This window comes from Bradyrhizobium icense, from assembly GCF_001693385.1.
In the GTDB taxonomy this organism is placed as follows: domain Bacteria; phylum Pseudomonadota; class Alphaproteobacteria; order Rhizobiales; family Xanthobacteraceae; genus Bradyrhizobium; species Bradyrhizobium icense.
In genome coordinates, this window is record NZ_CP016428.1 from 2,270,499 (window position 1) to 2,294,358 (window position 23,860).

Annotated in this window: 16 protein-coding genes and 1 pseudogene; 9 read left to right on the plus strand and 8 right to left on the minus strand. The window is 57.8% G+C overall.

What is annotated here, in order from left to right; all coding sequences use genetic code 11:
- Positions 1 to 18: 18 nt before the first annotated feature.
- From LMTR13_RS10700 to LMTR13_RS39060, 3 genes and pseudogenes are all read right to left on the minus strand, one after another.
- Positions 19 to 732 carry a WbqC family protein gene (locus LMTR13_RS10700; RefSeq protein ID WP_065727841.1) on the minus strand — a complete coding sequence of 238 codons (714 nt, stop codon included), beginning with the start codon at positions 730 to 732 and terminating at the stop codon, positions 19 to 21.
- 262 nt (positions 733 to 994) lie between these two features.
- A complete protein-coding gene (rffA, locus tag LMTR13_RS10705; RefSeq protein ID WP_065727842.1) occupies positions 995 to 2,086 on the minus strand; it encodes a dTDP-4-amino-4,6-dideoxygalactose transaminase in 1,092 nt (363 codons plus the stop codon).
- 494 nt (positions 2,087 to 2,580) lie between these two features.
- Positions 2,581 to 3,241: pseudogene (locus LMTR13_RS39060) on the minus strand (IS630 family transposase); the annotation flags it as partial.
- Positions 3,242 to 3,422: 181 nt separating this feature from the next.
- Between LMTR13_RS39060 and LMTR13_RS10715 the strand changes: the two are divergent.
- Both LMTR13_RS10715 and LMTR13_RS10720 read left to right on the plus strand, forming a co-directional pair.
- Complete coding sequence (locus tag LMTR13_RS10715; RefSeq protein ID WP_065727843.1) at positions 3,423 to 5,339, plus strand: SDR family NAD(P)-dependent oxidoreductase; 1,917 nt, start codon at positions 3,423 to 3,425, stop codon at positions 5,337 to 5,339.
- Positions 5,340 to 5,396: 57 nt separating this feature from the next.
- Complete coding sequence (locus LMTR13_RS10720) at positions 5,397 to 6,620, plus strand: glycosyltransferase family 4 protein (RefSeq protein ID WP_065732593.1); 1,224 nt, start codon at positions 5,397 to 5,399, stop codon at positions 6,618 to 6,620.
- Between the two features lie 191 nt (positions 6,621 to 6,811).
- Here LMTR13_RS10720 and LMTR13_RS10725 read toward each other — a convergent pair whose 3' ends face one another.
- Positions 6,812 to 8,413: a hypothetical protein gene (locus LMTR13_RS10725; protein ID WP_065727844.1), complete on the minus strand. Its 1,602-nt coding sequence runs from the start codon at positions 8,411 to 8,413 to the stop codon at positions 6,812 to 6,814.
- Between the two features lie 562 nt (positions 8,414 to 8,975).
- Between LMTR13_RS10725 and LMTR13_RS42365 the strand changes: the two genes are divergently transcribed.
- On the plus strand, positions 8,976 to 10,775 hold the full coding sequence (locus LMTR13_RS42365; RefSeq protein WP_065727845.1) for a hypothetical protein: 1,800 nt from the start codon (positions 8,976 to 8,978) through the stop codon (positions 10,773 to 10,775).
- Positions 10,776 to 11,119: 344 nt separating this feature from the next.
- Here the strand turns inward: LMTR13_RS42365 and rfbA are convergent, their stop codons facing one another.
- Both rfbA and rfbB read right to left on the minus strand, forming a co-directional pair.
- Positions 11,120 to 12,016 carry a glucose-1-phosphate thymidylyltransferase RfbA gene (gene rfbA, locus LMTR13_RS10735; protein WP_418219766.1) on the minus strand — a complete coding sequence of 299 codons (897 nt, stop codon included), beginning with the start codon at positions 12,014 to 12,016 and terminating at the stop codon, positions 11,120 to 11,122.
- Positions 12,013 to 13,080 carry a dTDP-glucose 4,6-dehydratase gene (rfbB, locus tag LMTR13_RS10740; protein ID WP_065727846.1) on the minus strand — a complete coding sequence of 356 codons (1,068 nt, stop codon included), beginning with the start codon at positions 13,078 to 13,080 and terminating at the stop codon, positions 12,013 to 12,015. Before rfbB ends, rfbA begins: the two co-directional genes overlap by 4 nt.
- Before the next feature lie 543 nt (positions 13,081 to 13,623).
- On the opposite strand from rfbB, the gene LMTR13_RS10745 reads away from it, so the two are divergent.
- Positions 13,624 to 15,078: an O-antigen ligase family protein gene (locus LMTR13_RS10745; protein ID WP_065727847.1), complete on the plus strand. Its 1,455-nt coding sequence runs from the start codon at positions 13,624 to 13,626 to the stop codon at positions 15,076 to 15,078.
- A 9-nt stretch (positions 15,079 to 15,087) separates the two neighbouring features.
- On the opposite strand, the gene LMTR13_RS10750 is transcribed toward LMTR13_RS10745, so the two are convergent.
- Positions 15,088 to 16,101 (minus strand): ABC transporter substrate-binding protein, encoded by a 1,014-nt coding sequence (locus LMTR13_RS10750; RefSeq protein WP_065727848.1) that lies wholly within the window; start codon positions 16,099 to 16,101, stop codon positions 15,088 to 15,090.
- A gap of 10 nt (positions 16,102 to 16,111) precedes the next feature.
- Positions 16,112 to 17,461, minus strand: a complete 1,350-nt coding sequence (locus LMTR13_RS10755) for a hypothetical protein (RefSeq protein WP_065727849.1) — start codon at positions 17,459 to 17,461, stop codon at positions 16,112 to 16,114.
- Between the two features lie 391 nt (positions 17,462 to 17,852).
- Here LMTR13_RS10755 and LMTR13_RS10760 point away from each other — a divergent pair, with 391 nt between their 5' ends.
- From LMTR13_RS10760 to asnB, 5 genes are read left to right on the plus strand one after another with little or no spacing between them, the layout of a single operon-like run.
- The gene (locus LMTR13_RS10760; RefSeq protein ID WP_236843347.1) at positions 17,853 to 18,857 is read left to right on the plus strand and encodes a Gfo/Idh/MocA family protein; all 1,005 of its coding nucleotides are present in this window, start codon (positions 17,853 to 17,855) and stop codon (positions 18,855 to 18,857) included.
- Entirely contained in the window at positions 18,854 to 19,318 is a 465-nt protein-coding gene (locus LMTR13_RS10765; RefSeq protein WP_065727851.1) for an acyltransferase, read from the plus strand. Before LMTR13_RS10760 ends, LMTR13_RS10765 begins: the two co-directional genes overlap by 4 nt.
- Before the next feature lie 12 nt (positions 19,319 to 19,330).
- Entirely contained in the window at positions 19,331 to 20,428 is a 1,098-nt protein-coding gene (locus LMTR13_RS10770; RefSeq protein ID WP_065727852.1) for a DegT/DnrJ/EryC1/StrS family aminotransferase, read from the plus strand.
- A gap of 40 nt (positions 20,429 to 20,468) precedes the next feature.
- The gene (locus LMTR13_RS10775) at positions 20,469 to 22,022 is read left to right on the plus strand and encodes a lipopolysaccharide biosynthesis protein (protein WP_065727853.1); all 1,554 of its coding nucleotides are present in this window, start codon (positions 20,469 to 20,471) and stop codon (positions 22,020 to 22,022) included.
- 23 nt (positions 22,023 to 22,045) lie between these two features.
- On the plus strand, positions 22,046 to 23,860 hold the full coding sequence (gene asnB, locus LMTR13_RS10780; RefSeq protein ID WP_236843348.1) for an asparagine synthase (glutamine-hydrolyzing): 1,815 nt from the start codon (positions 22,046 to 22,048) through the stop codon (positions 23,858 to 23,860).

A 23,860-nucleotide genomic window follows, 5' to 3' on the forward strand; every position in this document is an offset into this window, starting at 1 on the left:
GACGCCAGAGGTTCCGCATCAGCCGGTCCTCGCGGCTTGTTCGATCGTCATCGGACCGCAATAGGATGCGGCCGCAGATCCTGTCGAGAACAGGACATCGATCACTGAGACCGCATGATCAAAGATGGGTCCCCGCTGCGGATAAGCCTGATACGGACCATAGCTCATCCATTCGACCGCGATGCCGGCCGCAGCAAACGCGGATTCGTCGAAATATTCACGCGCCGAAGGCCCGGAGAGATATCTTGTGGCGCCTGCCTTCTTGCAGATGTCGAGCAGCCTTTCGGTTCGCTGCCCCTGCGGAGAATATTCGCTGTCGCGCACCATGGTGGTTGAGATATTAAGTCGTTTAATCAGCGCTTTCAGAAACAGCGTGTTGACGTCGGTCAGCCGCTCGAGGCGGTCGGCGGCCTCGTAGATGGCTTTCAGCGCCGGGGCTTCTTCCGCGAAGAAGGGCGATTTGCGATAGGCCAGCTCGATCGATCGCCAGTGCTTATCGGCCCATGGCTCCGCGAAACCGACTTCGTCGATCGGTTGTTCGAAGCGCGATTTGGTGGCGACCGGAATTGTCAGCCAGATCGGCCCGGTTGGCGTCATGATCCGGTTGCGGTTATGCCAGTGCCGCTTCACATATTGCGCGCCGTCCAGCACTACATAATGATCGGTGCGGCCGATCAAGTCGAAGAATCCCTTCCACGGAATATAACATGATTGAATAATGGCAACGCGCATAGAAGGCTTTCCAAATCCGGATTCTGTACTGTGATCGAGTGGCGTCGGTATAGGTATTGATTTGTTCAAGGTCAGAGCGCTTTGTTCAATGAACCACCATTGCTCGAAATCACGCCGCTAACGTCGATGGGGTTGTTGTGTGACACAACGGATGCTATTATACCAAACGGTAGCCGGAAGTGTCCCGTGTGACATGTGCTGCGCTCGACCAAAAAGCAACTTGAACGGCATTATTTGATCAGTCCGTGCCGTTCCTAGCAGATTATCTTTTCACGAGCGCGGTCAGCGTTTCGCACACCCGCTGCTGCTGGCTCTCACTCAAGCCGAACCACATCGGCAGCCTGACCAGGCGCTGCGATAGCGAGGTTGTCAGTGCCAATTCACCGTGCGCGCGTCCATAGCGCCGGCCCGCCGGCGATGAATGCAGCGGGACATAGTGAAAAACCGCGCCGATCCCGTTTTGCTTTAGTCCGTCGAGCACAAGCTGGCGATCGATTTCGGATGCCAGCAGGACGTAGTACATGTGCGCGTTGTGCTGACAGTCCGCCGGGACGATCGGCCGGCGCAGCAAGCCCTGTCGTTCGAGCGGTTCGAGCATTTGATGATAGCGATGCCAGACCGCCATCCGTTCGCTGGTGATCCGCTGCGCCTCTTCGAGCTGTGCCCACAGGAATGCAGCGGTCATCTCGTTCGGTAGAAAGGAAGAACCGATATCCTGCCAGGTGTATTTATCGACTTCGCCCCGGAAAAACCGGCCGCGATCGGTTCCCTTCTCGCGAATGATTTCAGCCCTCTGCGCGAATTCTGCATCCCGCACCAGAAGGCTGCCGCCTTCACCCGAGATGATGTTCTTGGTTTCGTGAAAGCTGAAACTGCCGAGGTCCCCGATCGCCCCGAGTGCGCGGTTCTTGTAACCGGCCATGATTCCCTGCGCAGCGTCTTCAACCACTCTGAGACCGTGACGCCGGCCGATCGCGAGAATGGAATCCATTTCGCAGGAAACGCCGGCATAATGCACTGGAACGATGGCGCGGGTCCGCGTCGTGATCGCGTCCTCGATCAGCCGTTCGTCCAGGTTGAGCGTGTCTTCCCTGATATCGACGAATACCGGCACCGCTCCGCGCAGGACGAAGGCGTTCGCGGTCGATACAAACGTGTAAGAAGGCAGGATTACTTCATCGCCGCTTTCGAGGTCCAACAGCAGCGCGGTCATATCCAGAGCCGAGGTGCAGGAATGGGTCAGCAGCGCTTTCGCGCAGCCGGTGTGTTTCTCAATCCACCGGTGGCAGCGCTTTGTGAAGGGGCCGTCACCGGAAAGATGATAATTGCGCTGCGTTTCTGCAGCATAGACCATTTCCTTGCCGGTGGAGTAAGGCCGGTTGAACGGAATGTATTCTGCTGTCACGGTTTCACTGCACGGGTTTGCCGGGGCAGTTTGGCCCCTGGCCTGAGGGTGCACAAATTGGCGGTTTCCGCAGCAGGAATCAACGGTTGATCGCGGGCAAGCGTGACGACGCGCTTCTGTTAGATGCACCCTCGACATCCCGTCCTCGGGCTGATAGCTCGCTCACGATGCTCTGAGAGGTTTTCACCCTTGATCGATGAGCTTGTTGACGTACCTGGCAAAGCCAGGGCTTCGTCGAATCCTCCGGCGCCCGGTCGGGCAGAGCGGCTGTTCGCCGGGTGGTCTGCCAATCTGTTCCAGATGGGGGTTACCCAGCAGGTTGCCCTCATTCCGGTCTTGCTGCACTACTGGACGGGCGATACGCGGCAGCGTGGCTTGCGATCTTTGCCATCGGGAATCTTGCTTCATCGCGGATGCAGGCCTGCTAGTACCCGGAATCAGAGCTAAGTGATACGGCGGCCTGTGAAGCGGCGTTGGCGGACCTTTTTCTTGGTCCAGACGAAGGGATCGGCTTTTTCGTTGTACGCGTTGACGTAGGCATCGATGTGTTCCTGAAGCTGCTTGAGGCTTGTGAAGGAGGTGCCGCTGAGTGACTGTCCCTGCAAGATCGAGAACCATACCTCGACCTGATTGAGCCAGGACGCGCTTGTCGGCGTGAAATGAAATTTCACATTGGGGTGGGCCTTTTAGCCAGTGCTCGTTCTTCTGATGGGTGTCGAGGTTGTCGAGGATGACGTGAAGCTTTCGGCCCGGAAAGGCCGCGGTGACACTGTTCATGAAGTCGAGAAACTCGACACGGCGACGGCGTTTTGAATGCGTCGCGATGATCTTTCCGGTGGCGACCTCGAGCGCCGCAAACAGTGTTGTCGTGCCATGCCGCTTGTAATCGTGGCTCTGGCCGGTCAAGGCGCGGCCATTGGGCAACTTCAGATAGCCATGCGCTCGCTCCAAGGCCTGGATCGAGGGCTTCTCATCCACGCATAGCACAATGGCCTTCGCGGGCGGGGCGACGTAGAGGCCGACAACATCGGCGGCCTTGGCCGTAAAGTTCGGGTCGTTGCTCTTGCACCAGGACTTGCGAGCCGCGAGGTCGATCTTGTGGGTGGATGTATGTGCTCGGCGTTGAGTGGCCGGGCCGGTGGCATGGTGCTGCGCGCCAGATCAGAGGCGGCGGAATCTTCCGGAACAGTCCGGCCATGATCGCTGGCATGCACGCCAGAGATGAGCTATCAGCGGGCGAGGGGCGCTCTGCGAATCCCGATCGTTTCCGTAGCCGGCCAATGGAATGACGCCTCTTTCCCAACTGACCCGTCGCAACTACCTGATCGCAGCGCATGATGCGTTGGCGACCGCGCTTGCGCTGCTGGCAAGCTTCTACCTGCGCTTCGAGGGAGGCGAGGCCTTCTATGCCCGCCTGCCGCTGCTGCTGAAGATATTACCGCTGTTTGTCGCTTTCAGCATCGTTATCTGCTACGTCTTCAATCTGACAACGACGAAATGGCGTTTCATTTCGCTCCCTGATGCGCTGAACATTCTGCGCGTGGCGACCGTTCTGGCGGTTGCGCTCGTCGTGCTGGACTATGCCTTCATTTTCGCCGCATCGAACGGCAAGGCGCCGGTGCTGTTCGGCCGTATCACCATCGTGTTCTACTGGTTCCTTCAGGTGTTCGCGCTGAGCGCGCTCCGCTTCGGCTATCGCTATTTCCGTTACACGCGCGTTCGCCGACATGCCCAGACCGAAGGCGCCTCGGCGACGCTGTTGATCGGCCGTGCCGCCGACGCCGAGGTGCTGTTGCGCGCGATCGAGAGCGGCGCAGTCAAGCAGCTTTGGCCGGTCGGCGTGCTGTCGCCGTCCGCCGCGGACCGCGGGCAGTCGATCCGCAACGTGCCGGTGCTGGGCGGGATCGACGACGTCGAGGACGTGGTCCGCGATTATGCCGGACGGGGAAAGCCGATTTCGCGGGTCGTCATGACGCCGTCGGCGTTCGAACCCGAGGCGCACCCCGAGGCGGTTCTGATGCGGGCCAAGCGGCTCGGGCTGTTCGTCAGGCGCCTGCCGTCGCTCGAAGGCGGCGACGTGCCGAGGCTGACCAATGTCGCCGTCGAAGACCTTTTGCTGCGGCCAAGCGAGAAGATCGATTACGCGCGGCTTGAAGCGCTGGTGAAGGGCAAGGCGGTGATCGTCACCGGCGGCGGCGGCTCGATCGGTTCAGAGATATGCGACCGCGTCGCGACCTTTGGCGCTGGGCGGCTGTTGGTGATCGAGCACTCGGAACCGGCGCTTTACGCGGTTACGGAAGCGCTGACGGCACGCGCGGCCAATGCCGTCATCGAAGGCCGGATCGCCGACATCCGCGATCGTGACCGGATCATAAGCCTTATGCGAGAGTTCAGGCCCGATATCGTGTTCCATGCCGCCGCGCTGAAGCACGTGCCGATCCTCGAGCGCGATTGGAGCGAGGGCGTCAAGACCAACATCTTCGGTTCCGTCAACGTCGCCGACGCGGCGCAGGCGGCGGGCGCCGAAGCCATGGTGATGATCTCGACCGACAAGGCGATCGAGCCGGTCTCGATGCTGGGCCTGACCAAGCGCTTCGCCGAAATGTATTGTCAGGCGCTCGACCACGACCTGATGACGCAATCGGAGGGCAAGCCGCACATGAGGCTGATCTCGGTGCGGTTCGGCAACGTGCTGGCCTCGAACGGGTCGGTGGTGCCGAAATTCAAGGCGCAGATCGAGGCCGGCGGTCCTGTCACGGTGACGCATCCGGACATGGTCCGGTACTTCATGACGATCCGCGAAGCCTGCGATCTCGTGCTGACCGCAGCCACGCACGCACTGACGCCGGCGCGGCCCGACGTCTCCGTCTACGTCCTCAACATGGGACAGCCGGTCAAGATCGTGGAGCTTGCCGAGCGGATGATCCGCTTGTCCGGCCTCGAACCGGGCGTCGACATCGAAGTGGTGTTCACCGGCATGCGGCCGGGCGAGCGGCTGAACGAGATCCTGTTCGCCACCGAGGAGCCGGCGGTGGAGATCGGGGTCGCCGGCATCATGGCGGCGAAGCCGAATGAGCCGCCGATGCAGACCTTGCGCAAATGGCTTGCGGCGCTGGAGGATGCAATCGCGCGGGATGACCGCTCCACCATCCGTGCGGTGCTCAAGGATGCCGTGCCGGAATTCGGATCGAACGCCGCCTGATTTTGCTGCCTCGCCCGGTCGGTCCCCGCGGCCATTCGTGCCCCATCGGAAGCCATGATGCAGAAGTCCGGAAAAGTCGTCGTCGTCAGCCAGCATTATCCGCCCGATCCGAGCACGACGGCGGCGATCATGGCCGCGATTTCCGACCGCGTGGCGCCGGAGGCCGAGGTGCTGGTGCTGTCGGGAACGGCGGGCTCCGCGATATCGGCGCAAGCGGGCAAGCCTGAGGTCGTCGAGGTCAAGAACTGGATGCCGGGCAAGGGCGCGCTGGGAAAGCGCGCCGTGGCCGAATTGCTGTTCACGGTCCGGATGTTTTTCGTGTTGCTCGCGAGGTTGCGGCGCGGTGACGTCACGCTGACCGTGCCGGCGCCCTTCATGCTGCCTTACGTTTTTGCCGCCGCGGCCAAATTGAAAGGCGCGAGATCGGCGCTGATCATGCACGATCTCTATCCCGACGTCCTCGTCATGGCTGGCCTGTTGAAGCCGCAGTCGATCGTGGCGAAAGCGATGCGCGCCTTGAACGCGCCGATGTTTCGCGCGCTCGATGCCGTCGTCATCATCGGCCGCGACACCGAGAAGCTGCTGCTGCGCTATGGCGGAATGACGAGCGACAAGATCCGCTTCATTCCGAACTGGGCGACGCTTGCACGCGGCGTTCGCGCGATCGGCCCGGACAATCCGTACCGCCGTTCGCTTTCCGCGCGCTTCGTCGTCGGACTGTCAGGCAATCTCGGCTTTACCCACGATCCCGTTATCGTGTTCGAAGCGGCGCGCCTGCTGCGCGACGACAAGGATATTCACTTTCTGCTGTCGGGCTGGGGAATCGGCTTTGACCAGTTGAAGGCCATGCAGGCTGAAGCAAACCTCCCGAACGTTACCCTGGTCGACCGCGTCGAGGACGAGCAGCTAGAGGCGTTTCTTTCGGCGGCGGATGTCTGGATCATTCCCTACCGCAGGAACGTCGCCGGCGTGTCGGTGCCCAGCCGGTTCTACAATCTGCTGGCGATCGGCCGTCCGGTGATCCTGGTTTCCGAAGCGGATGCCGAGGCGGCACTGACGGTCATCGAGCACGATGTCGGCTGGGTGGTCGAGCCCGGCAACGCCGACGAACTGGCCAAAGCGGTCAGTCGCGCCGCCCGGGCCGACGACCCACAGCGCGCCGAACGCGCGGCTGAAATCTCCAGGCGTTTTGATTTTGAAGTCGCCATGGCCGACTATTGCGGCCTCATCCGCGAGCTGTCGCAGAAAAACCCGGACTCCAACCGTTTCGGTTCTGATTGAATCAGAACCGCGCTCGAAACCGATTGGAGTGTTCGGCGGGACCTTGTACTCCACGCCGCACACCACGCCCCAGACGCGCGCAGCGACGTCGCCGGAACGTCCGCGCCCGTTCACACCGGTCGACACCGAAGAACGGCGAGTCGAGCGTCCTCGACTTTTCTTCACATCGTCATCTCGCTCTAGATGCTCCGTTACCTGTAACCACCCGAAGGTACGGCCGTTTGGATATCGCATCGTGCGTTTCGGACTGTCCAACGTTTTGATTCGAATACGATGGCAGTAGCCATCTCTGCGCGAAGGTGTTCGGCACAATAGGTGCCGAGAAGCGTCAGCGATCCATCCCTCGCGGAAATCATTATGCCGTCTGCCGATTTCAGCCGCGTAACCAATCCTCTTCCTTCGGCCTCTTCCGCTCTAGCTACCGCGAACGGGGCGAACGTGAATACCCCTAAGCCGTATATTCTCAACCCGCGAAGGTCTGGATTTGTGAAGAGAAGAGGAAACGCGTGCTCGAACGGGAAGCTGTCTCCCCACACCACGATTGAATCGGACGTGCGGTAATGACTGGCTTGGACATCAGCGAGCATTCTGTCGGAGATGCGGGCTTCCGCGATTATAGTGCTAGCACTTATTAGGCTTGCTCCTGCCAGTACTATCACAATGACTACCCGCTTTAAGGAGGATGCTGCAGAGTCGAGTGCAATCGGCAAAAGAATTAGAAGCACAAGTAAGGGAAAGTAAACTCGTAACAGTCCAGGGCGCCCAACCAATCCCATAGCGACCAGACCGCACAAAAAGAGCAGCCAGGATAGTATCACCCGGCGCCGCAACTTCAGCGTCAATAGGACGATGGCCACGGCGAGCAGAGGAAACAACTGTGGTTCGGCGAGCGATGAAATGGCAGTTCGGACGGATTCGAATTGAGCGCTCACTCCAGAAGGGCCGAGTTCTGACAGGATCGACTGCAGCTGCTCGGGATTCGCGATCTGCCGATCAATAACAAACCAACCTGAGAGCAGTTCGACATCGTTTTTTGACAAATTGTGCCGGGCCATAATATCGGGCTGCGCGAGGAGCCGGGCTTTGGCATCAAAGTCCGTAAAGGGAGCGCGCGCCGCGTTCAATTGCCAGAAGTAGTTCCAGTCTGGCCCAGAAGTGGACCAGTTGCCAAAAAACCATGCTGCCAGGATGGCACATATCGTTAGCGTCAGCGCTAGTTGAACCCTGCGTTCTTTCTGGAAGAGTGCCCATGGGAGACACGGAAGAGCGACGCCCATAACGAGAGCAAACTCCCAGCTGCGAACGAGGTAACTAAGAAATGCGAATGCGCATGATGCGGCGAGGCACAAACTGCTCTGGTTTCTTGCATAAACGAGCAACCCGAGCACGGCTGCGCAAGCCAACAATCCGGCGTTTATCGTAAACTGTGGAAAGAGAACGGGTCGGAACAGAAGAAGCACAATGAGGAATGCGCTAGTGAGATAACTGGCGCCCAATCGGTACAGAAAGTATACAAACGCCGTTCCGACCAACGCGATAGTCCCCAGCGTCGCGAGAGAATAGCCGAGGACTCCGTGGACCGTTGGCAACGCGCGAACAAGGTAGCCCCAGAGAACATTTGAAAAGAGCAGATTAGGTGTGCCGTACGCTGCCAAACCGTAGCCGTGCGCCACCATTGACATGGCGACGTCGTCGTTCGTCTCCCATCGGGGATTGAACAAGATACACAGCAAAACAACGAACGTGCTAGCGAACGTCAAACCGACGATGAGGGGATGAATTTTCAGCTTCAACTTAGCAGTCTTCTCCGATGTATGCCGCCAATTACGAAGTCAAAGTGGAGCATCCAACAGCGCTCTGGCTTGGCCTGGGTCGAGCGTCATGCGTAGCTTCGGGTCGGCCAGAGCCCAATCCCCGGATCGCATAGGAGTTGAGAACGGTCGCAAGCAACCTATTTCACCGCGCGTCACAGCTTGCAACGTGCGCTTGAGGTTTAACGCGGGGTCGCCACTGAGTGGGCCTTATTTCGATCCGGCGTGGCCATTGGGCAACAGTAGCGGTGACGGTTGTTATGGATCTTGACGTGCGTTCGTCGATGCTTTCTCTTTCCGCGTGAATAACTCCAAATCTTATTCGCCCAGGTTGAGGGGATCGCTGGATGGCGCTAGCTTGCCCGGCAGACTCATTCGCTGTTGCGAACTCTACCCCAGGATAGATCCTCGCCGCGACTGAAACTGGTCTCTGTGACCTTGCTACCCTACCAGTGCGATAGAAGGCTCAGTTCTTGACTTGAGAAATGGTGCACCTCCAACGGCGCGGGCAGGCGATACGGAGACATCCCCTTTTGCGGGAGGGATGGAGCGGTTCGCGCTCGGCGCGTGCGCCGCAGCGGCCATGCTGCTGCTCGTTTGGGTTCTCTCCCGTTGTCGATCAGGTTTTGATTTCACCGATGAAGGCTTCTATCTGAATTGGATTTCATCGCCGTGGGATTACAGCGCCTCGGTCAGCCAGTTCGGATTTGCATACCATCCCCTTTACCGGCTGGTCGGCGGCGACATCGCCTTGCTTAGGCAGGCAAACGTCCTGATCATCTTCGCGTCAGCGTTTGCGCTTTGCGCGATTTTGCTTCATTCGATCGTTGCAGAACGCATCGATGGCAGATCAGCGCCGCGCATCTGGATCGTGGCATTGGCACTTGTCATAGCAGCCAGCTCGTTGACGTTTTTCGACCTGTGGCTGCCCACCCCTGGTTACAATTCGTTGACCTTCACGTCTCTGATGTTCGCAGCCATAGGCGTGCTGATGACCTCTCGTGAAGCATCGACGCTCAGCCTTATGGGATGGGTCATGATCGGAACAGCCGGCGCGCTTTCATTTCTGGCGAAACCAACATCGGCCGCACTGCTCGGATGCGCCGTGGTCGTGTATCTCGTTATCGCGCGCAAGCTTTGGATGCGCGGACTGGTGATTTCCATCCTTGCGGCGGCCGCGCTACTGGGCGTGTCGGCACTGGCGATTGACGGATCGATTGGCACGTTCGTCGATCGTGTTCTGGAAGGTGCCCGAATTGGCAGCCTACTCACGCCTGACCAACCTATCGCGCGTATGTTTCGCATAGATTCGTTCAATTTCAGCAGAGAGCAGCGAGTCAATTTTGCCTTGCTGCTCGTCGTCGCCTTTATCGCAACATCTCTGGCCACTCGTGCAAACGCCGCCGCAAGGATCGCAGCAGCGCTGCTGGCCCTGGTTTTCGCCGGGTTGAGCATCTCCGTGAGCGGAGGGGCGCTGGCGCCGCACATTTCATACGAACCGTTCCAACCCATGCAGTTTTGGGCTGTTTCCTTAGCGCTCGTCCTTTTCGCGATGTTGTCGCCGCGGCGGAGCTACCGGGCTCTGTCGCGCAACAGTCTTGCCCTGGTGGTGTTCTTTATCGTGCTGCCTCACGTCTATGCGTTCGGCACCGGCAATAACTATTGGGAGCAGGCTGGGCGTGCAGGGCTCTTCTGGTTGTTGGCCGGCCTTGTCCTCAGCATGGGGCTACTGGCAGGGAATGCAGCATGGCGCAATGTCGTTCCGATCGCCGCAGCAGCCCTGCTTGTTCCGACCGGCGTCCTGTTTGCCGCAATGGAAAATCCTTATCGACAAGCACAACCGCTGCGGCTTCAGAAGACGGCGGTCGAAATCGGCAGCGAAAAATCGAGCCTTCTTCTAACCAGGGAGGCGGCGGCCTATATTCGACAGCTCAGGAAAATTGCGGCGGAAAACGGCTTCAAGGCGGGCGATCCGACGCTCGACCTCAGTGGCGTCAGCCCTGGATCAGTCTATGCGATCGGGGCACGTGCGCCGGGTGCCGGGTGGCTGCTCGCCGGATACTCGGGAAGCAACGACTTTTTCAACGCGGCGCTTGACAGGGTGGGGTGCGAGCCAATCGTGGCGTCCTGGATACTGACGGAGCGGACTTCGCCAAATGCGCTTTCATCCGATCTGCTGCGGCGCTACGGAATCGATTTCTCACACGATTATGTCGAAGTTGGATCGCTTCGTTCTGTGCGTAGCTTCTCGCCGCGAGAGTTCGAAAGTCGCCTGCTGAAACCGGTTCGAACCTTGGACGTTGCTCGCGAGGCTTGCGAACTGGCGAAACGAGCAGCGGGGTAACAGAATTCATCACCGTTCGATCGCGTTGCCTGACAGAAGCTCATCCGTCGGGACTCCGAAGAGTACTGCAGGCGAAATTTCACCACGTAAGTATGGCTCCATCCTCCAAAAATCCTACTGCGCGCATTTTCTCGCCGCTTTCCTCGAGTTCCCAAGCTACCGGGCTGTGCGTGGTCTGGTATAGAGGATTGTTCTCACTCCGCTTCGAGACTACCGCCACAGTGTCGCAAATTAAGAAGAATGGAACGCACTGCATCGCAGACTCGCTGCTGCTGCGCCTCGCTTCACTCAAACCGAACCTGTCGGCACGTCTTCTGAACCAGCATCCATCGATCGTATGGCCACTATCTCTCAGTCAGCGGAGAGGCTTCGAGAAGCGAGCGGAGATAAAGTTGGTAATCGGTCTTGGGGTTCGGATCAATCAGACGCTCAAATGCAGACTGATCAATGAACTTCATGCGTAAGGCAACTTCCTCCGGACAGGCGATTTTGAGTCCTGTACGTTCTTCCACTACCTTCACAAATTGAGCCGCTTCGAAGAGATCGCGATGTGTTCCACCGTCCAGCCAAGCAACGCCCCGACCGAACAGCCTCACCCTCAGATCACCCATCGCCAGATACCGGCGATTCACATCTGTTATTTCGAGCTCTCCACGTGCTGAAGGCCTAATCTCATTCGAAATTTGGAGAACACGCTCGTCATAAAAATAGAGGCCCGGAATGGCGAGGCGAGATCGCGAATTTTTTGGTTTCTCCTCTATGTCGATTGCGCGGCCGCCTTCATCGAGGACGACCACTCCATAAGCCGACGGATCCGCCACCTCATAGCCGAATACCGTCGCCCCACTTTCTTGAGCCATCGCCTCTAATAACAAACGGGGGAGGCCGGCACCGAAGAAAATGTTGTCTCCAAGAGCGAGCGCGACGTTGTGCCCCGTGATGTCGCTTGCCGCTATGCGAAAGCACTCCGCTATTCCGCCTGGTCGCTCTTGCGGACGGTATACAATAGTGATCCCCCAACGCTTCCCGTCGCCAAGCAACGTGCTCATTTGATCGAGAGCTTGAGGATTGGAAATAATGACAAAGTCCCGCACCCCGCCGAGCATAAGGGTGGTGAGCGGGTAGTAAATCATCGGCTTGTCGTAGACCGGCAGTAGGTGCTTGTTCACGACGTGAGTAAGCGGAAACAAGCGGCTCCCGCTCCCTCCGGCGACAATAATGCCTTTCCATTTCCTCATCATCGGCCTTTCGATTGTCCGACCGGCAATCTTAGCCCCAGACGGTCATCGACATTCAAGTCATCCAATGTCCAATCCATGTGGTCGAGATACCAATCCACCGTCTTGGACAAGCCGGTTTGCAGACTTTCCCGAGGCAGCCAGCCAAGTTCTTGTCGAGCTTTCGTTGAATCTATTGCGTAGCGATAGTCATGCCCCGGCCGATCGGCGACAAACTGAATCAACTGCGCATAGCCTTGGCCGTCTCGGCGTGGCCGTCGTTCGTCCAAAAGCTTACAAATTTCTGTTGCCAGCGCTATGTTGCTAACTTGGCAGAGGCCTCCAATATTGTAACTGCTGCCCTCCGTACCTTTGGTGCAGATGGCCGCGATTGCTGCCACATGGTCATTCACGTAGAGCCAATCGCGGACGTTCTGACCTTGGCCATAGATTGGAATGGGTTGGCCGGCGATCGCTTTTCGGATAATCGTGGGAATCAGTTTCTCTCGGTTTTGGAATGGCCCGTAGTTGTTTGAACAATTGGAAATTATCGTGGGCAAGCCAAAGGTCGCATACCATGCTCGGACCAAGTGGTCAGCTCCCGCCTTGCTCGCCGCGTAAGGTGAATTAGGGCGGTAGGCAGTCGTTTCTTTGAAGAGCCCCTGATCGCCAAGGCTGCCGTAAACTTCATCTGTGGAAATGTGAATGAATCGGAAGGCACTCTGCTCCACCAAATTCAGATTGCTCCAAAACTGAAGAGCGCATTGTAGCATCGTAAACGTGCCAGTCACGTTCGTGTCTACGAACTTACCGGGATCCTCAATTGAGCGGTCGACGTGGGTCTCGGCAGCAAAATGCCAAACCGCTTGCGGCGCGAACCTCTGAAACAACACAGCGATGTCATCGCGGTCCAGTATATCGTGCCTCTCAAAGCGGTAATTGGGAAAGTCGGCAACAGCGGCGACAGTTCTGGAATCGCCAGCATAGGTCAGCTTGTCGATATTAAGAACCTGATGGCCGGCTTGCACCAGATATCTCACCGCCGCCGAGCCGATAAATCCGCAGCCTCCTGTAATCAGAAACCTCATCTGCGATCTACCGGTTGTTGACGGTTACTTTCGGGAAAATGGCACTGGAAGCAGAACGAAACAAAGTGGAAGGTTAGCTGAGAGCATTTTCTGATCGCTCGTACGATCCTTTGCTATCATAGATATTGCTTCGATTACGGGTCTACTCGCAAGCCCTGCATCGCAAGAACGACGTCAGTTGGTACTGCTTTGCCATTTTGCGCACTTGTATCAAGTTTGGAACGTGCGATCGCCAACCTTGAATTCATTTGCGGGACATAGTGAACGGCTAGTGCGATCACGCGCATCCGGGAACAGATGGATGCAGAGATTGCGCGCATGGGTATGTCTTCCTCCCGGTTTGTCAAGCGGAAATAGCGGGTATGCCGGTTGAGCCACCCTCTTATGTATGCGCCGCTGGCGATCCTCGATTGGCGGTCGAGGCGCTTCGATCCGAGGCTCGCGGTGAACTTGTGGATGTGCCCGAGAGGAACCCGGATTCAGGCGATCAAAGGCGCCTCCGAATGAGCTATTAAAAGCATTATCGGCTCGCCAATTGATGAGATGGCAAATCAAACGGAATCCTATCCTAACGACCGCGGCAAGAAGGAGGATAAGATCTCAGTGCTTTCGGGACCGACGGGCCTTCGATTGCGTTTTGCGCGCTTGGAGATATCATCAGGAATCGACGGATGGGGGCGGACAATGATTAGAGTGCCAAAGGCAGCGAGTTTTGGCTTCGCTTTGGCTATCTCTGCGTCGTCTATATTTGCCCTGATATACGGATCATTGGGGCTGAACGGTTACGGCGCATTTACCGCGTCGTATCTGAGCTTGACCGTGATAATGATTGCGGTTTTTGGCTCGTTGGAGGGTTTCCGCTTCTCCATCCTGGATATTCCCGTGCTCACCCTGATTGCTTGCGCGGGCATATCATTATCCAGGAATCCTCAGCAGATCGAATTCCGGGAACTTGTCTTGCTAGGCCTGACAGTAACGGCATATTTCGCCGGGCGATCGCTTGTGAAAGAGGATGTGCCTGTATTGAGAGCGGTTTGCTTTTGGATATCGCTCGCGATCCTTTCGGTAGGAACGGCGCTAACGGTCCCGTATCTAGTTTTACATGGCGAGTTGGGGCGACCGTTTGTGTTGGGGTTTGATAACGCGACAACAGCTTTTTCGGTCTCGCTCGGCATCCTTGTTATTCTGCTATTATCATCGGAATATCGGAGCCCTACCTGGGTTCGGAATGTGCTGGTCCCACTGATCGCGTTCTCGATGGCGGTTTTTGCCGCTTCAATGGTTCGGTTCTCTTTGCTCGCGATCATGGTTTGCACGGCTCTCTCTGCATTGTTGTTGAAGCAGCAGCGCCGCTTTGCGCTAAGCATGTTAGCTATCCTTGTTGCGTCAACTGCTTTCGGATTGCTTGCTCGTTTCGACAATGCAAATCTCTATGTGCGGTACGCGATCGAGGGAGCAAGGGGAGAGGTGAGCCCCGGCGGCATCAGCTCGGCAACGATCCTTCCTCCATCTTACGCTGCACGGAGAAATCCGGAAGCGACGACGGCTGATTGCGAGAGCGTGAATACGCGAAACTCGATCGCTATTCGAAAGCAGCTCATCTCGGACGCTACCAATCTTATTCCCCGCGCTGGTCTTTTTGGTTTTGGATTTATGTCGTTTGGCCGACTGGGATGTTTCGAAGGTGCGTCACCTCATAACGATCTCTTGCAAGCATTTGTCGAGTTCGGTTGGATGGGTGGTGCAGCATTTCTGACCTTGATCGCCCTGATACCCCTGTTGCTCATCAAGCCGGCTCGTTTCGATGGCGACCTGCGTTTCGTGTTCTTACTCAATGCCTTTATGATTATGCTCAGCATGGCTTACGGCCAGATCGGAAGAGATCTGCCGCTGTTCCTGGTATTGGGTTTGGCGGTCAGCGTGTTGTCCTCGAACGATGGTTCGGCAGCTAGTCGTGTGCGATTTCACATGTTGAAATGGGGCACCGGGCCAAAATAGTGCCTGAGCTCATTTCGGCTTTGGACTGGACTCGCAAGGGATGCTCGAATCGACTACTTCCCAAATATGGCCCTTGGAACGCACAACATTCAGTTCGCAACAGATCATCTCGCTGGAGCTTCGTAACGTAGATACGATAGATTTTGCCAAAACGTAGCCATAAGCAGCAGCGGCGGAGTTCCGATCTTCACGCCTCAAGTTCTTATGGCTAACGGCTGAATTGACCGCGGCGACATGGTTCGGAGTCGATACGGAGACTATGCCTGCAGAAGAGGTGAATTGTTGCAGGTCGAGCGACAATGCGGCACTGTTGACGATAAGAAGGGGGTTCCATTCCAACTTTGCAAGGTCGCTTGTCAGCTTTAGTAGCTGATCGGTGGGGCCGAACATGACCAGCAACCCCGCACGACCTCTACTTACCGGCTCGACCTGGTTCACACTTTGATCGAGACCCTTAATCTCTTGGGCATTCGTAATTGCAGTTCGCGCGTGCTCCTTTCCCAAACCTTCGTAGAATCCGTTGAGGTATTCTGTCCCAGACCTGCCCGCTGGTCTAAGCATGGCCACGGTGGCATCTGGAAAATGCTGGGATATGTAGCTTCCCAGTATTTCCGCCTCTCGGAACGCCGGTGGGGAGGGGAACAGAACGGGTATCTTCTTGAAGCGCGCATAGGGGCGGATCACTTCGTTCGCTCGGACGCTTAGATCGAACAGGAACGCTACGCGATCCTGTTCCACGAGCTGTCGTGCCAAATCCAGTGTCTTCTTTGAATCTCCCTCGTCGTCATATGAGAAGATCTCGATCGGCCGGCCGTTAATTCCGCCTTCGTTGTTGGTCTCCCTGAAGTATTCGGTGAGCACTCGCATGTGTATCTGTCGGTCTTCGGGCCGTCCATCGCGGCTGAAGATCGTTCCGAGTCTGATTTCGTTGTTACTGACGGACTGGCCGCTCCCAATTGCAGGCAGGCCAATAATCCCGAACAGCGGGACGAAGATGAGCGCAAGTGACTTAAGCACAGCCATTTGTCCTCACTTAGGGTGCGACCATTCTGTGCCATCGCAGCTTGCGGAGGCGCAGAAGGTTCCGTGCCTTGACGAAAACAAATAGCATCAACGGAATGCTAGCCAATCCGCCGCTGAGCATTGCCGATTGTATCGAGCTGAGCATGAGATGGATAATGCCGATGAATGAACACGCAAGAAGCGCGATTGTCATAGGTGACTTGCCTTCGGCAACAAAGATAACGTCAACCGTTCTACATATCGCTCCCGCCAGAACGCTGGCTGCAGCGACCCCTAAGAAAGAGAAATCCGCCCAGGCGTCGGCAATGAACATTGCGTTGCTAGTCGAGCCAGGTTGGCCCCGCCACAACAAGGAAACCTCTTCGTAAGCCGGCCTGAATTCCGTGCCAAAGAGAGCGGCCACAATGCGGATGTTGGAGCCCCAAGTGTGAGAGATGTAATATGGAATTGCGTTGAAGTATTCCAGCAGCACTTCGTTCGAGATGAAGAACGTACGCCAAAAGAAAAACTCTGTGGCCGATATCGGGCGCGAGGCCTCGGGTATCGACAGTTCGATCAGAGGATAAAATAGAAGGGGAGCCGCAACAACGGCGCCGACGATAACGGGCAAGCCAATTCGGTTCCAGAAGGAGAGCAGCGCAGCCAGGGCAATTTGCATCCCCAGCAGAACTATGGGCGCTTTGCTGAGCGTTTCCATCCGGCCAAGTAAAGTGAGGGCGAACAGCACGCAGGAGCTCCCGAGCAACAGCCAGTTGCGCTTGATCAGACCTTCGAGAAATCCCCAAATCAGGAAAAAAGGCGCGACCGACATCAGGGCGATTCGGTAGAGATAGGAATCACTGCCGGCATACGATAGGCGATAATCTGCCTTGGCCGCTTGCGAACTCGCTGTCTCAAAGTACCCCAATATCACTGCGAGATGATGTTCTCGCATGGAGGTCCAGATCATCAATGCAATCAAGCCGATATTGACCGCAATCAACCAACCGCTAAACGCGAATGCGCTCCGAGGTGGACGAGCGTTCCAGTTGTCCAGTGCTTCGGTCAGCTTTCTTGTTCGCCGCCCTGCCAAGCGATCGATCACTTCGATCCCGAAGATGCAGCACAGATATAAGATCGTGACCGCAAGGTTCAGAGATTTTACGGCGTCATCAAAGTAAGGTGCTTGCATCAGCTCTCGATAGATGAGGGAGCTTTGATTGTAATAGAGCATGTAAACGAGGTACGCTGGACCATAAAGCACCAGCAGGAAACTGAGCAGCATTGAGGCGGCCGAGATGCGGCCGCGGCACTTATAAAAGAAATATAAGGCGGCGCCGAACATGGACGAGGTGGCCAATAGGAAGGTGGCCGCAATCATGGAGCTAAAAGCCGCAGGTTGTGGTGAGGCTGGAAGTTCCAAGAGTTGAAGTCATCTTGCCACGGTGCCCGATCCGAAAGGTCGCTGTAACTGCCGCACCTAAAATCCGCCCGATTCGGGTGCTGGCACATGGGGCTTTTCATGAGACGTGCTGGCTCCTTCATGAGACGTGCTGGCTCTCTTGAGGAGTGCAGTTTCCGATACACGTCACGGGAACTCAACCCTCTTGATTGTTTTGGGCTTTTCCTAGTATTGCAGATTGCCGAAACTAGGAATTCGGCCGGATAAGCGCGGCGTCCAAGGGCCAAGCCTTTGGGCTCATAGGATAGCTCTCATGATTAGATTTGGCTTGCTCGGTTGCGGACGCATCGCCAAGCGTCATTCCGACCTCTTGGGCGGCAACCATATCGACCGCGCCCGTCTCGCGGCGGTTTGCGATCCCGTCCGCGCGCGTGCCGACGCGGTTGCGTCGAAGTTCGGTGTTCCGGCGCACTACGATATCGAGGATTTTCTTGCGCGGAAAGATATCGATGCCGTCGCGGTGCTGACGCCCAGCGGGTTACACCCACAGCACGCGATCGCCTGCGCAAGAGCAGGAAAACATGTTGTTGTCGAGAAGCCGATGGCGCTCCGCCTGCAGGATGCCGATGACATGATCCGGGCCTGTGACGAAGCCGGCATTAAGCTGTTCGTGGTTAAGCAAAACCGCTTCAACGTCCCCGTCGTCAAGGCGCGCGAGGCGCTGGACGCCGGCCGGTTCGGAAGGCTTGTTCTGGGGACCGTGCGCGTTCGTTGGTGTCGGGACCAGGCCTACTATGACCAGGATAGTTGGCGGGGCACGTGGGCCTATGACGGCGGCGTGCTGACTAATCAGGCTAGCCATCACATTGATATGCTGGAGTGGTTCTTCGGCGATGTCATCAGCGTGCATGCACGCGCGGTCACCGCGCTGGCGAAAATCGAAACGGAGGATACCGCTGTGGCGACGCTGAAATTCCGAAACGGCGCGCTTGGAATCATTGAGGCGACGACGGCGGCGCGCCCGACGGACCTCGAAGGTTCGCTTTCCATCCTGGGCGAGAGGGGCACCGTTGAGATCGCGGGCTTCGCCGTCAACCAGATCAGGCACTGGCGGTTTGCCGATGAGCTTCCTTCGGACAAGGACGTGATCGAAAAGTTTTCTGTAAATCCGCCGAACGTGTATGGCTTTGGTCACCAGGCCTATTACCAGCATGTGGTCGATTGCCTGACGAATCAACGCGCGGCGCTCGTGGACGGATTGGAAGGGCGGAAGAGTCTGGAGCTGATTTCGGCGCTTTATGAATCGATCGAAACAGGCCAGGAGGTGGCACTGCGGTTCACGCCGCGCCTGAGCCGGCTTGGTATCGCATCGTGAACCAGCCGGACCGGTATCAGGCTGGCGTCCGTGACGTCGAATTCGGCGCTCGGGTCAAGATCGTCGAGCCCTGCAATCTCTATGGATGCCAGATCGGCGACGATTGCTTTATCGGGCCTTTTACCGAGATTCAGAAAGGTGTCCGCATTGGCGCTCGCACCCGCGTGCAGTCACATGCGTTTGTCTGCGAATTGGTGACGATCGGAGATGATTGCTTCATCGGGCATGGTGTGATGTTCATCAATGATACCTTCACAACCGGTGGTCCCGCCCGCGGACGCAAGGAATTGTGGCGCGAGACGAAGATCGGCAGTCGGGTTTCGATTGGTTCGAACGCAACGATCATGCCGGTGCGCATTGCAGATGATGTCGTAATCGGAGCCGGTTCGGTGGTGACCAAGGATCTTACCGTGGCAGGGACCTATGCCGGCAATCCAGCGCGCCGGCTTGGGCGAAGATAAGGAAGACAATCAATGCCGGTACCGTTTGCCGATTTGCAACGGCAATACCAAACCATCAAGAGCGAGATCGACGGCGCCATCGCGGCAGTCATTCGCGACAGCGCGTTCATTCGCGGGCCCTATGTCGACGCATTCGAGCTGGATTTCGCCAAGGCCGTCGACGTTAAGCACTGCATATCGTGTGCCAATGGCACCGATGCGCTCTATCTCGCCATGGCCGCGCTGAAGGTTCAGCCGGGCGATGAGGTCATCACCACGGCGCATTCATGGATCAGCACCTCAGCGATGATCACCCATGCCGGCGCGAGGGTAGTGTTCGCGGACACCGACGGCATTACGTTCACGATCGATCCGGCGGCGATCGAGGCCGCGATCACGCCGCGCACCGTCGGGATCATTCCGGTGCATCTGTACGGACAGCCGGCGGACATGGATGCGATCATGGCGATCGCGCGCCGGCACAAGCTCTGGGTGGTGGAGGATTGCGCGCAGGCGCACCTGGCCCGCTATAAAGGCCAGCAGGTCGGTACCTTCGGCGCGGCCGCGACCTATTCGTTCTACCCGGGCAAAAATCTTGGCGCAATGGGCGATGCCGGTGCGGTAGTCACTAACGACAGCGCGCTCGCCGAACACATGACCATGCTCGCGCGCCACGGCGGTCTCATTAAGCACCAACATCGCACCGAGGGCATCAACAGCCGCCTCGATGGCGTCCAGGCGGCAATCCTGTCGGCCAAGTTGCCGCATCTGACTGTTTGGACGAAGGCGCGCCAGGATGCCGCGAAGGTTTATGACGCTAATCTCAATCAGATTGAGGATGTCGTTGTGCCCTCTGTCGCTACGGAGCGCACCCACGTCTATCATCTTTATACAATCAAGCATTCGCGCCGCGATGCACTGGCAGCGCATCTGGGCGCAAAAGGTATTCAGACAGCGATCAACTATCCCACGGCATTGCCATTCTTGGCCGCTTATAGCCGGCTCAAGCATCGCCCTGAACAGTTCCCCAACGCCCATGGCGATCAAAGCCGGATACTGTCACTGCCGATGTTTGCCGAGATCACGAGGGATCAACAATTCGAAGTCATCGATCTGATTCGAGCCTTCTAGATGCCGAAGTATCCGAAGCAGATTAAGGCCTGACGCTGATATGGCAGAGCCAATTAGCAGTTTTCGTCTGTTGGGAAACTCCGGATGGAATGCTGCGGCTTTTTTGATCGGCGTGGGATTGAACTTGCTGATCCTGCCGTTCGTTGTGCTTCGTCTGGGCGCGGCGTCATTTGGCGTTGCAGCTCTGGTGACGGCGTGCCTCGCGCCGGCACTAACATTCAGCAACTCACTGGCACTGTCGACGGCCCGAGAACTTGCCCTCCGGCTGGCGCCCGAGGCGCGCGACGATGCTCGCCGTTTCTTCGCCATGGCATTGCTCTTGGCGGTGGGCATAGGCGGATTGATCATGATGATCTTGTGTTTCGGAGGCCCGCCGCTTGCCCGCCTCGCGTTCAACCTAAGCGGTAAGGCCGCCGACGACCTCGGACTGGCCTTCGGGTTTGGCGCCGGGGGATGGCTATGTCAGTGCATAGCCGCGGTATTTTTGGCCCTGTTTACTGCGCGCCAGGATTATCCACGGATCGCTTCGATCAGTATCATCAGCGCAATTATCGCAACGGCATCAATGGTGGTATTGATTCCGCGCTGGCCACAGGCCTCAACGTATCTTGGCTGTCAGGCGTTAGGCTTTGCCACGAGCTTACTTGCAGTGTTTGCAGTTTCGCGCCGGGTTATCGGAGGTTGGCTGGCGCGTCCCGCGTTTCACCAGGGCCCGCTCGGCGATCTCGTCAATTTTGGAGTTTGGCAAATGGCAGCCCAAGGCGGCGGCCTGATTGCGGGACAGGCGGATCGGTACCTGCTAGGTGCGCTGCTTCAGCCCCAATTTGTCGGCTTCTACACCATCGCCCAGCGGCTCGAAGAAGCTATGTATATTGGCATTTTGAAAGTCGGCGAAATCCTGTTCCCGTTCTTTAGCGCGCTGCAAGGAGAATCCAGTGATCGGAAGGCCGATCTACTGTTTCGATCTTCATGGGTCCTCAACGTACTTGCCGCGAGTGCGCTGGGGGCACTAGTTCCCGTCGCCGGTCCGCTGCTTCATCTCTGGACTGGCGCGGAAGTGGCCGTCGAAGCTCAGCGTGTGTTGGTGGTGCTTTCGATCGCAGGAATGCTAGGGTGCAGCGCGAACGTATTCGCATTCTATCTTCTAGCCAACGGCCGATCCCGTTCCAACGCGCTAATCTCTTTTGTAACGGCCGTATTTACGCTTGGCACCAGCGCAGTGGCTTTGCCCTATTTCGGATGGCAAGCAGCGGGCTGGAGTGCCTGCATCGGCATGACGGCGCAGATCGTCACGACCATCATCTTGCTGCGGCAAAGTTTCTGTCTCGCTGGCATGTGGTCGCGGGTGGCTCACTTTGTATTGCTGCCTTTGGGGACCGGTATCGTCACGGCACTCGTGCTGCGACATTTCACTCAGGAGGGGCTGTTCGATCAAGCCCCACACTGGTGGTACGTTGGGGGTCTCTATTGCCTGGCGGCCGGTATTATCTTTGTCGTTGTTGTCACCATCTCGCGGGTCGGCCCGCACGGCGCGGCTTGCTGGAGGGATTTGCGCGTCATTGCAAGTCGCCTCCTATTTGTGAAGGCGGCCTAACCGTGTGCGGAATTGCAGGTGTCGTGAACCTCCGCGGCAACGCGGTCGAACTAACGGAAATCTCGCGGCTGACGAATCTGGTCGCGCATCGCGGTCCCTTTGGCGAGGGTAGCTGGTTCAGCGCGAACCGCGATCTGGCGTTCGGCCATCGTCGGCTGGCAATCATCGATCCCGGCGAGGGAGGCTATCAGCCGATGGTCTCCGGCGATGGCCGTCATGTGATCGTATTCAACGGCGAGATCTACAACTTCCTCGAACTGCGGCGCGAACTCGAGGCACAGGGAGTGGTTTTCCGCAGCCAGTCGGACACGGAGGTCATTCTGGCCGCATGGCGAGCGTGGCAGGAAGGCATGCTGACGCGCTTCAACGGAATGTGGGCGCTGGCGATCTTCGACACCCAAACCGAAGAATTGTTTCTGGCGCGCGACCGCTTCGGCATCAAGCCGCTATTGTATGCGTTGACATCCGAGCGCTTCGTCTTTGCATCCGAGCAGCGCGCATTGGAGCGAAGCCGTCTCATCAGCGTCTCGCTGGATGTCGATGTGGCGCGACGGCTCATGCTCGATGCCTTCGGGATCGAGGGAAGCGAGCGGACGCTCTGCCGGGAAGTCCGCCGGCTGCAGGGCGGTCACTGCATGTGGTTGCGCCGGGGAAGATTGGAGATCCGGCGCTGGTGGCGGACGGTGGATCATCTGCCGGCGATACCGAACACCGAAGCCGAACGCGTGGAGCGCTTTCGCGAGCTTTTCCAGGACGCCGTCGCCCTTCGGATGCGCAGCGATGTCCCGATCGGGACCTGCCTGTCGGGAGGATTCGATTCGTCGGCGGTGATTTGCACCATGGCCGCGCACGAAAAGGCCGGCATGGGTCCGCGGGACAGCACCTCGTGGCGTCACGCCTTCGTTGCGACGTTTCCCGGCGCCTCCAACGATGAGCGGCCGATGGCCGAACAGGCCGCGGCCTGGGCGGATGTTGCGCCGGTATTCGTCGAGATCGGCCGAGCGGATGCGTTGACCGAGCTCGACCGAATTCTCGACGACAATGATGACCTCTATATCGGGCTTCCAAGCGCGGCTTGGTTGATCTATCGAGAGCTCAGGCGGCACAACGTGACGGTGTCGCTGGACGGCCATGGCGCGGACGAATTGATGGGAGCCTATCTCCAGGAGGGACAATCGGGCGCGTTCCGGTTGCGAAACGCGGCTGTCTCCCTTGGCTCGAACTCGGCGCTGGCGAGGCGAGGCATCGATCTGCTTCGGGCGCTGATGATCAAGCGACAGGGGCACTATTTCCTGCGCGGCGGCCTGCGCGATGTCCCGGCGGAGCTTCCGCTAGTCGGCGAGGATGACGTATTGCCGCGTGAATGGCGCGCATTGAACCGGCGTCTTTATCGCATGTTCCACAGCACGGTGCTGCCGACCATCCTGAGAAACTTCGATCGCCTGTCGATGGCGCACGGCATCGAGGTCCGGATGCCTTTCATGGACTGGCGCCTCGTGACGTACACCATGGCGTTGCCGGAGCCATGCAAGTTCTCCGACGGCTATTCCAAGTTGATTGCGCGGCAGGCGATGGCCAACCTGATGCCGGAATCCATTCGCATGGGACGCCGGAAGGTGGGATTCAATTCGCCGATGCCGGAATGGCTGAACGGGCCGCTGGCCGGCTGGACCGCCAGCCTGCTCGATCAAAAGGTGCCGGCTTTCGCCGAACTGGTCGACGAGGAAGGCTTGCGACGGACGGTCGGTCGCCTGACATACTCGAAGCAATGGGACTGGGAGACGGCCAGCCGAATCTGGCCGTACCTGAATATGAAATGGATGCTGGCAAGGTCCTGA

What these genes read in the sequence shown, in the direction of transcription:
- LMTR13_RS10700 (WP_065727841.1), bottom strand. Translation starts at nt 732, where the DNA reads ATGCGCGTTGCCATTATTCAATCATGTTATATTCCGTGGAAGGGATTC.
- rffA (WP_065727842.1), bottom strand. Translation starts at nt 2,086, where the DNA reads ATGGTCTATGCTGCAGAAACGCAGCGCAATTATCATCTTTCCGGTGAC.
- LMTR13_RS10715 (WP_065727843.1), top strand. Translation starts at nt 3,423, where the DNA reads ATGACGCCTCTTTCCCAACTGACCCGTCGCAACTACCTGATCGCAGCG.
- LMTR13_RS10720 (WP_065732593.1), top strand. Translation starts at nt 5,397, where the DNA reads ATGCAGAAGTCCGGAAAAGTCGTCGTCGTCAGCCAGCATTATCCGCCC.
- LMTR13_RS42365 (WP_065727845.1), top strand. Translation starts at nt 8,976, where the DNA reads ATGGAGCGGTTCGCGCTCGGCGCGTGCGCCGCAGCGGCCATGCTGCTG.
- rfbA (WP_418219766.1), bottom strand. Translation starts at nt 12,016, where the DNA reads ATGATGAGGAAATGGAAAGGCATTATTGTCGCCGGAGGGAGCGGGAGC.
- rfbB (WP_065727846.1), bottom strand. Translation starts at nt 13,080, where the DNA reads ATGAGGTTTCTGATTACAGGAGGCTGCGGATTTATCGGCTCGGCGGCG.
- LMTR13_RS10745 (WP_065727847.1), top strand. Translation starts at nt 13,624, where the DNA reads ATGGCAAATCAAACGGAATCCTATCCTAACGACCGCGGCAAGAAGGAG.
- LMTR13_RS10750 (WP_065727848.1), bottom strand. Translation starts at nt 16,101, where the DNA reads ATGGCTGTGCTTAAGTCACTTGCGCTCATCTTCGTCCCGCTGTTCGGG.
- LMTR13_RS10755 (WP_065727849.1), bottom strand. Translation starts at nt 17,461, where the DNA reads ATGATTGCGGCCACCTTCCTATTGGCCACCTCGTCCATGTTCGGCGCC.
- LMTR13_RS10770 (WP_065727852.1), top strand. Translation starts at nt 19,331, where the DNA reads ATGCCGGTACCGTTTGCCGATTTGCAACGGCAATACCAAACCATCAAG.
- LMTR13_RS10775 (WP_065727853.1), top strand. Translation starts at nt 20,469, where the DNA reads ATGGCAGAGCCAATTAGCAGTTTTCGTCTGTTGGGAAACTCCGGATGG.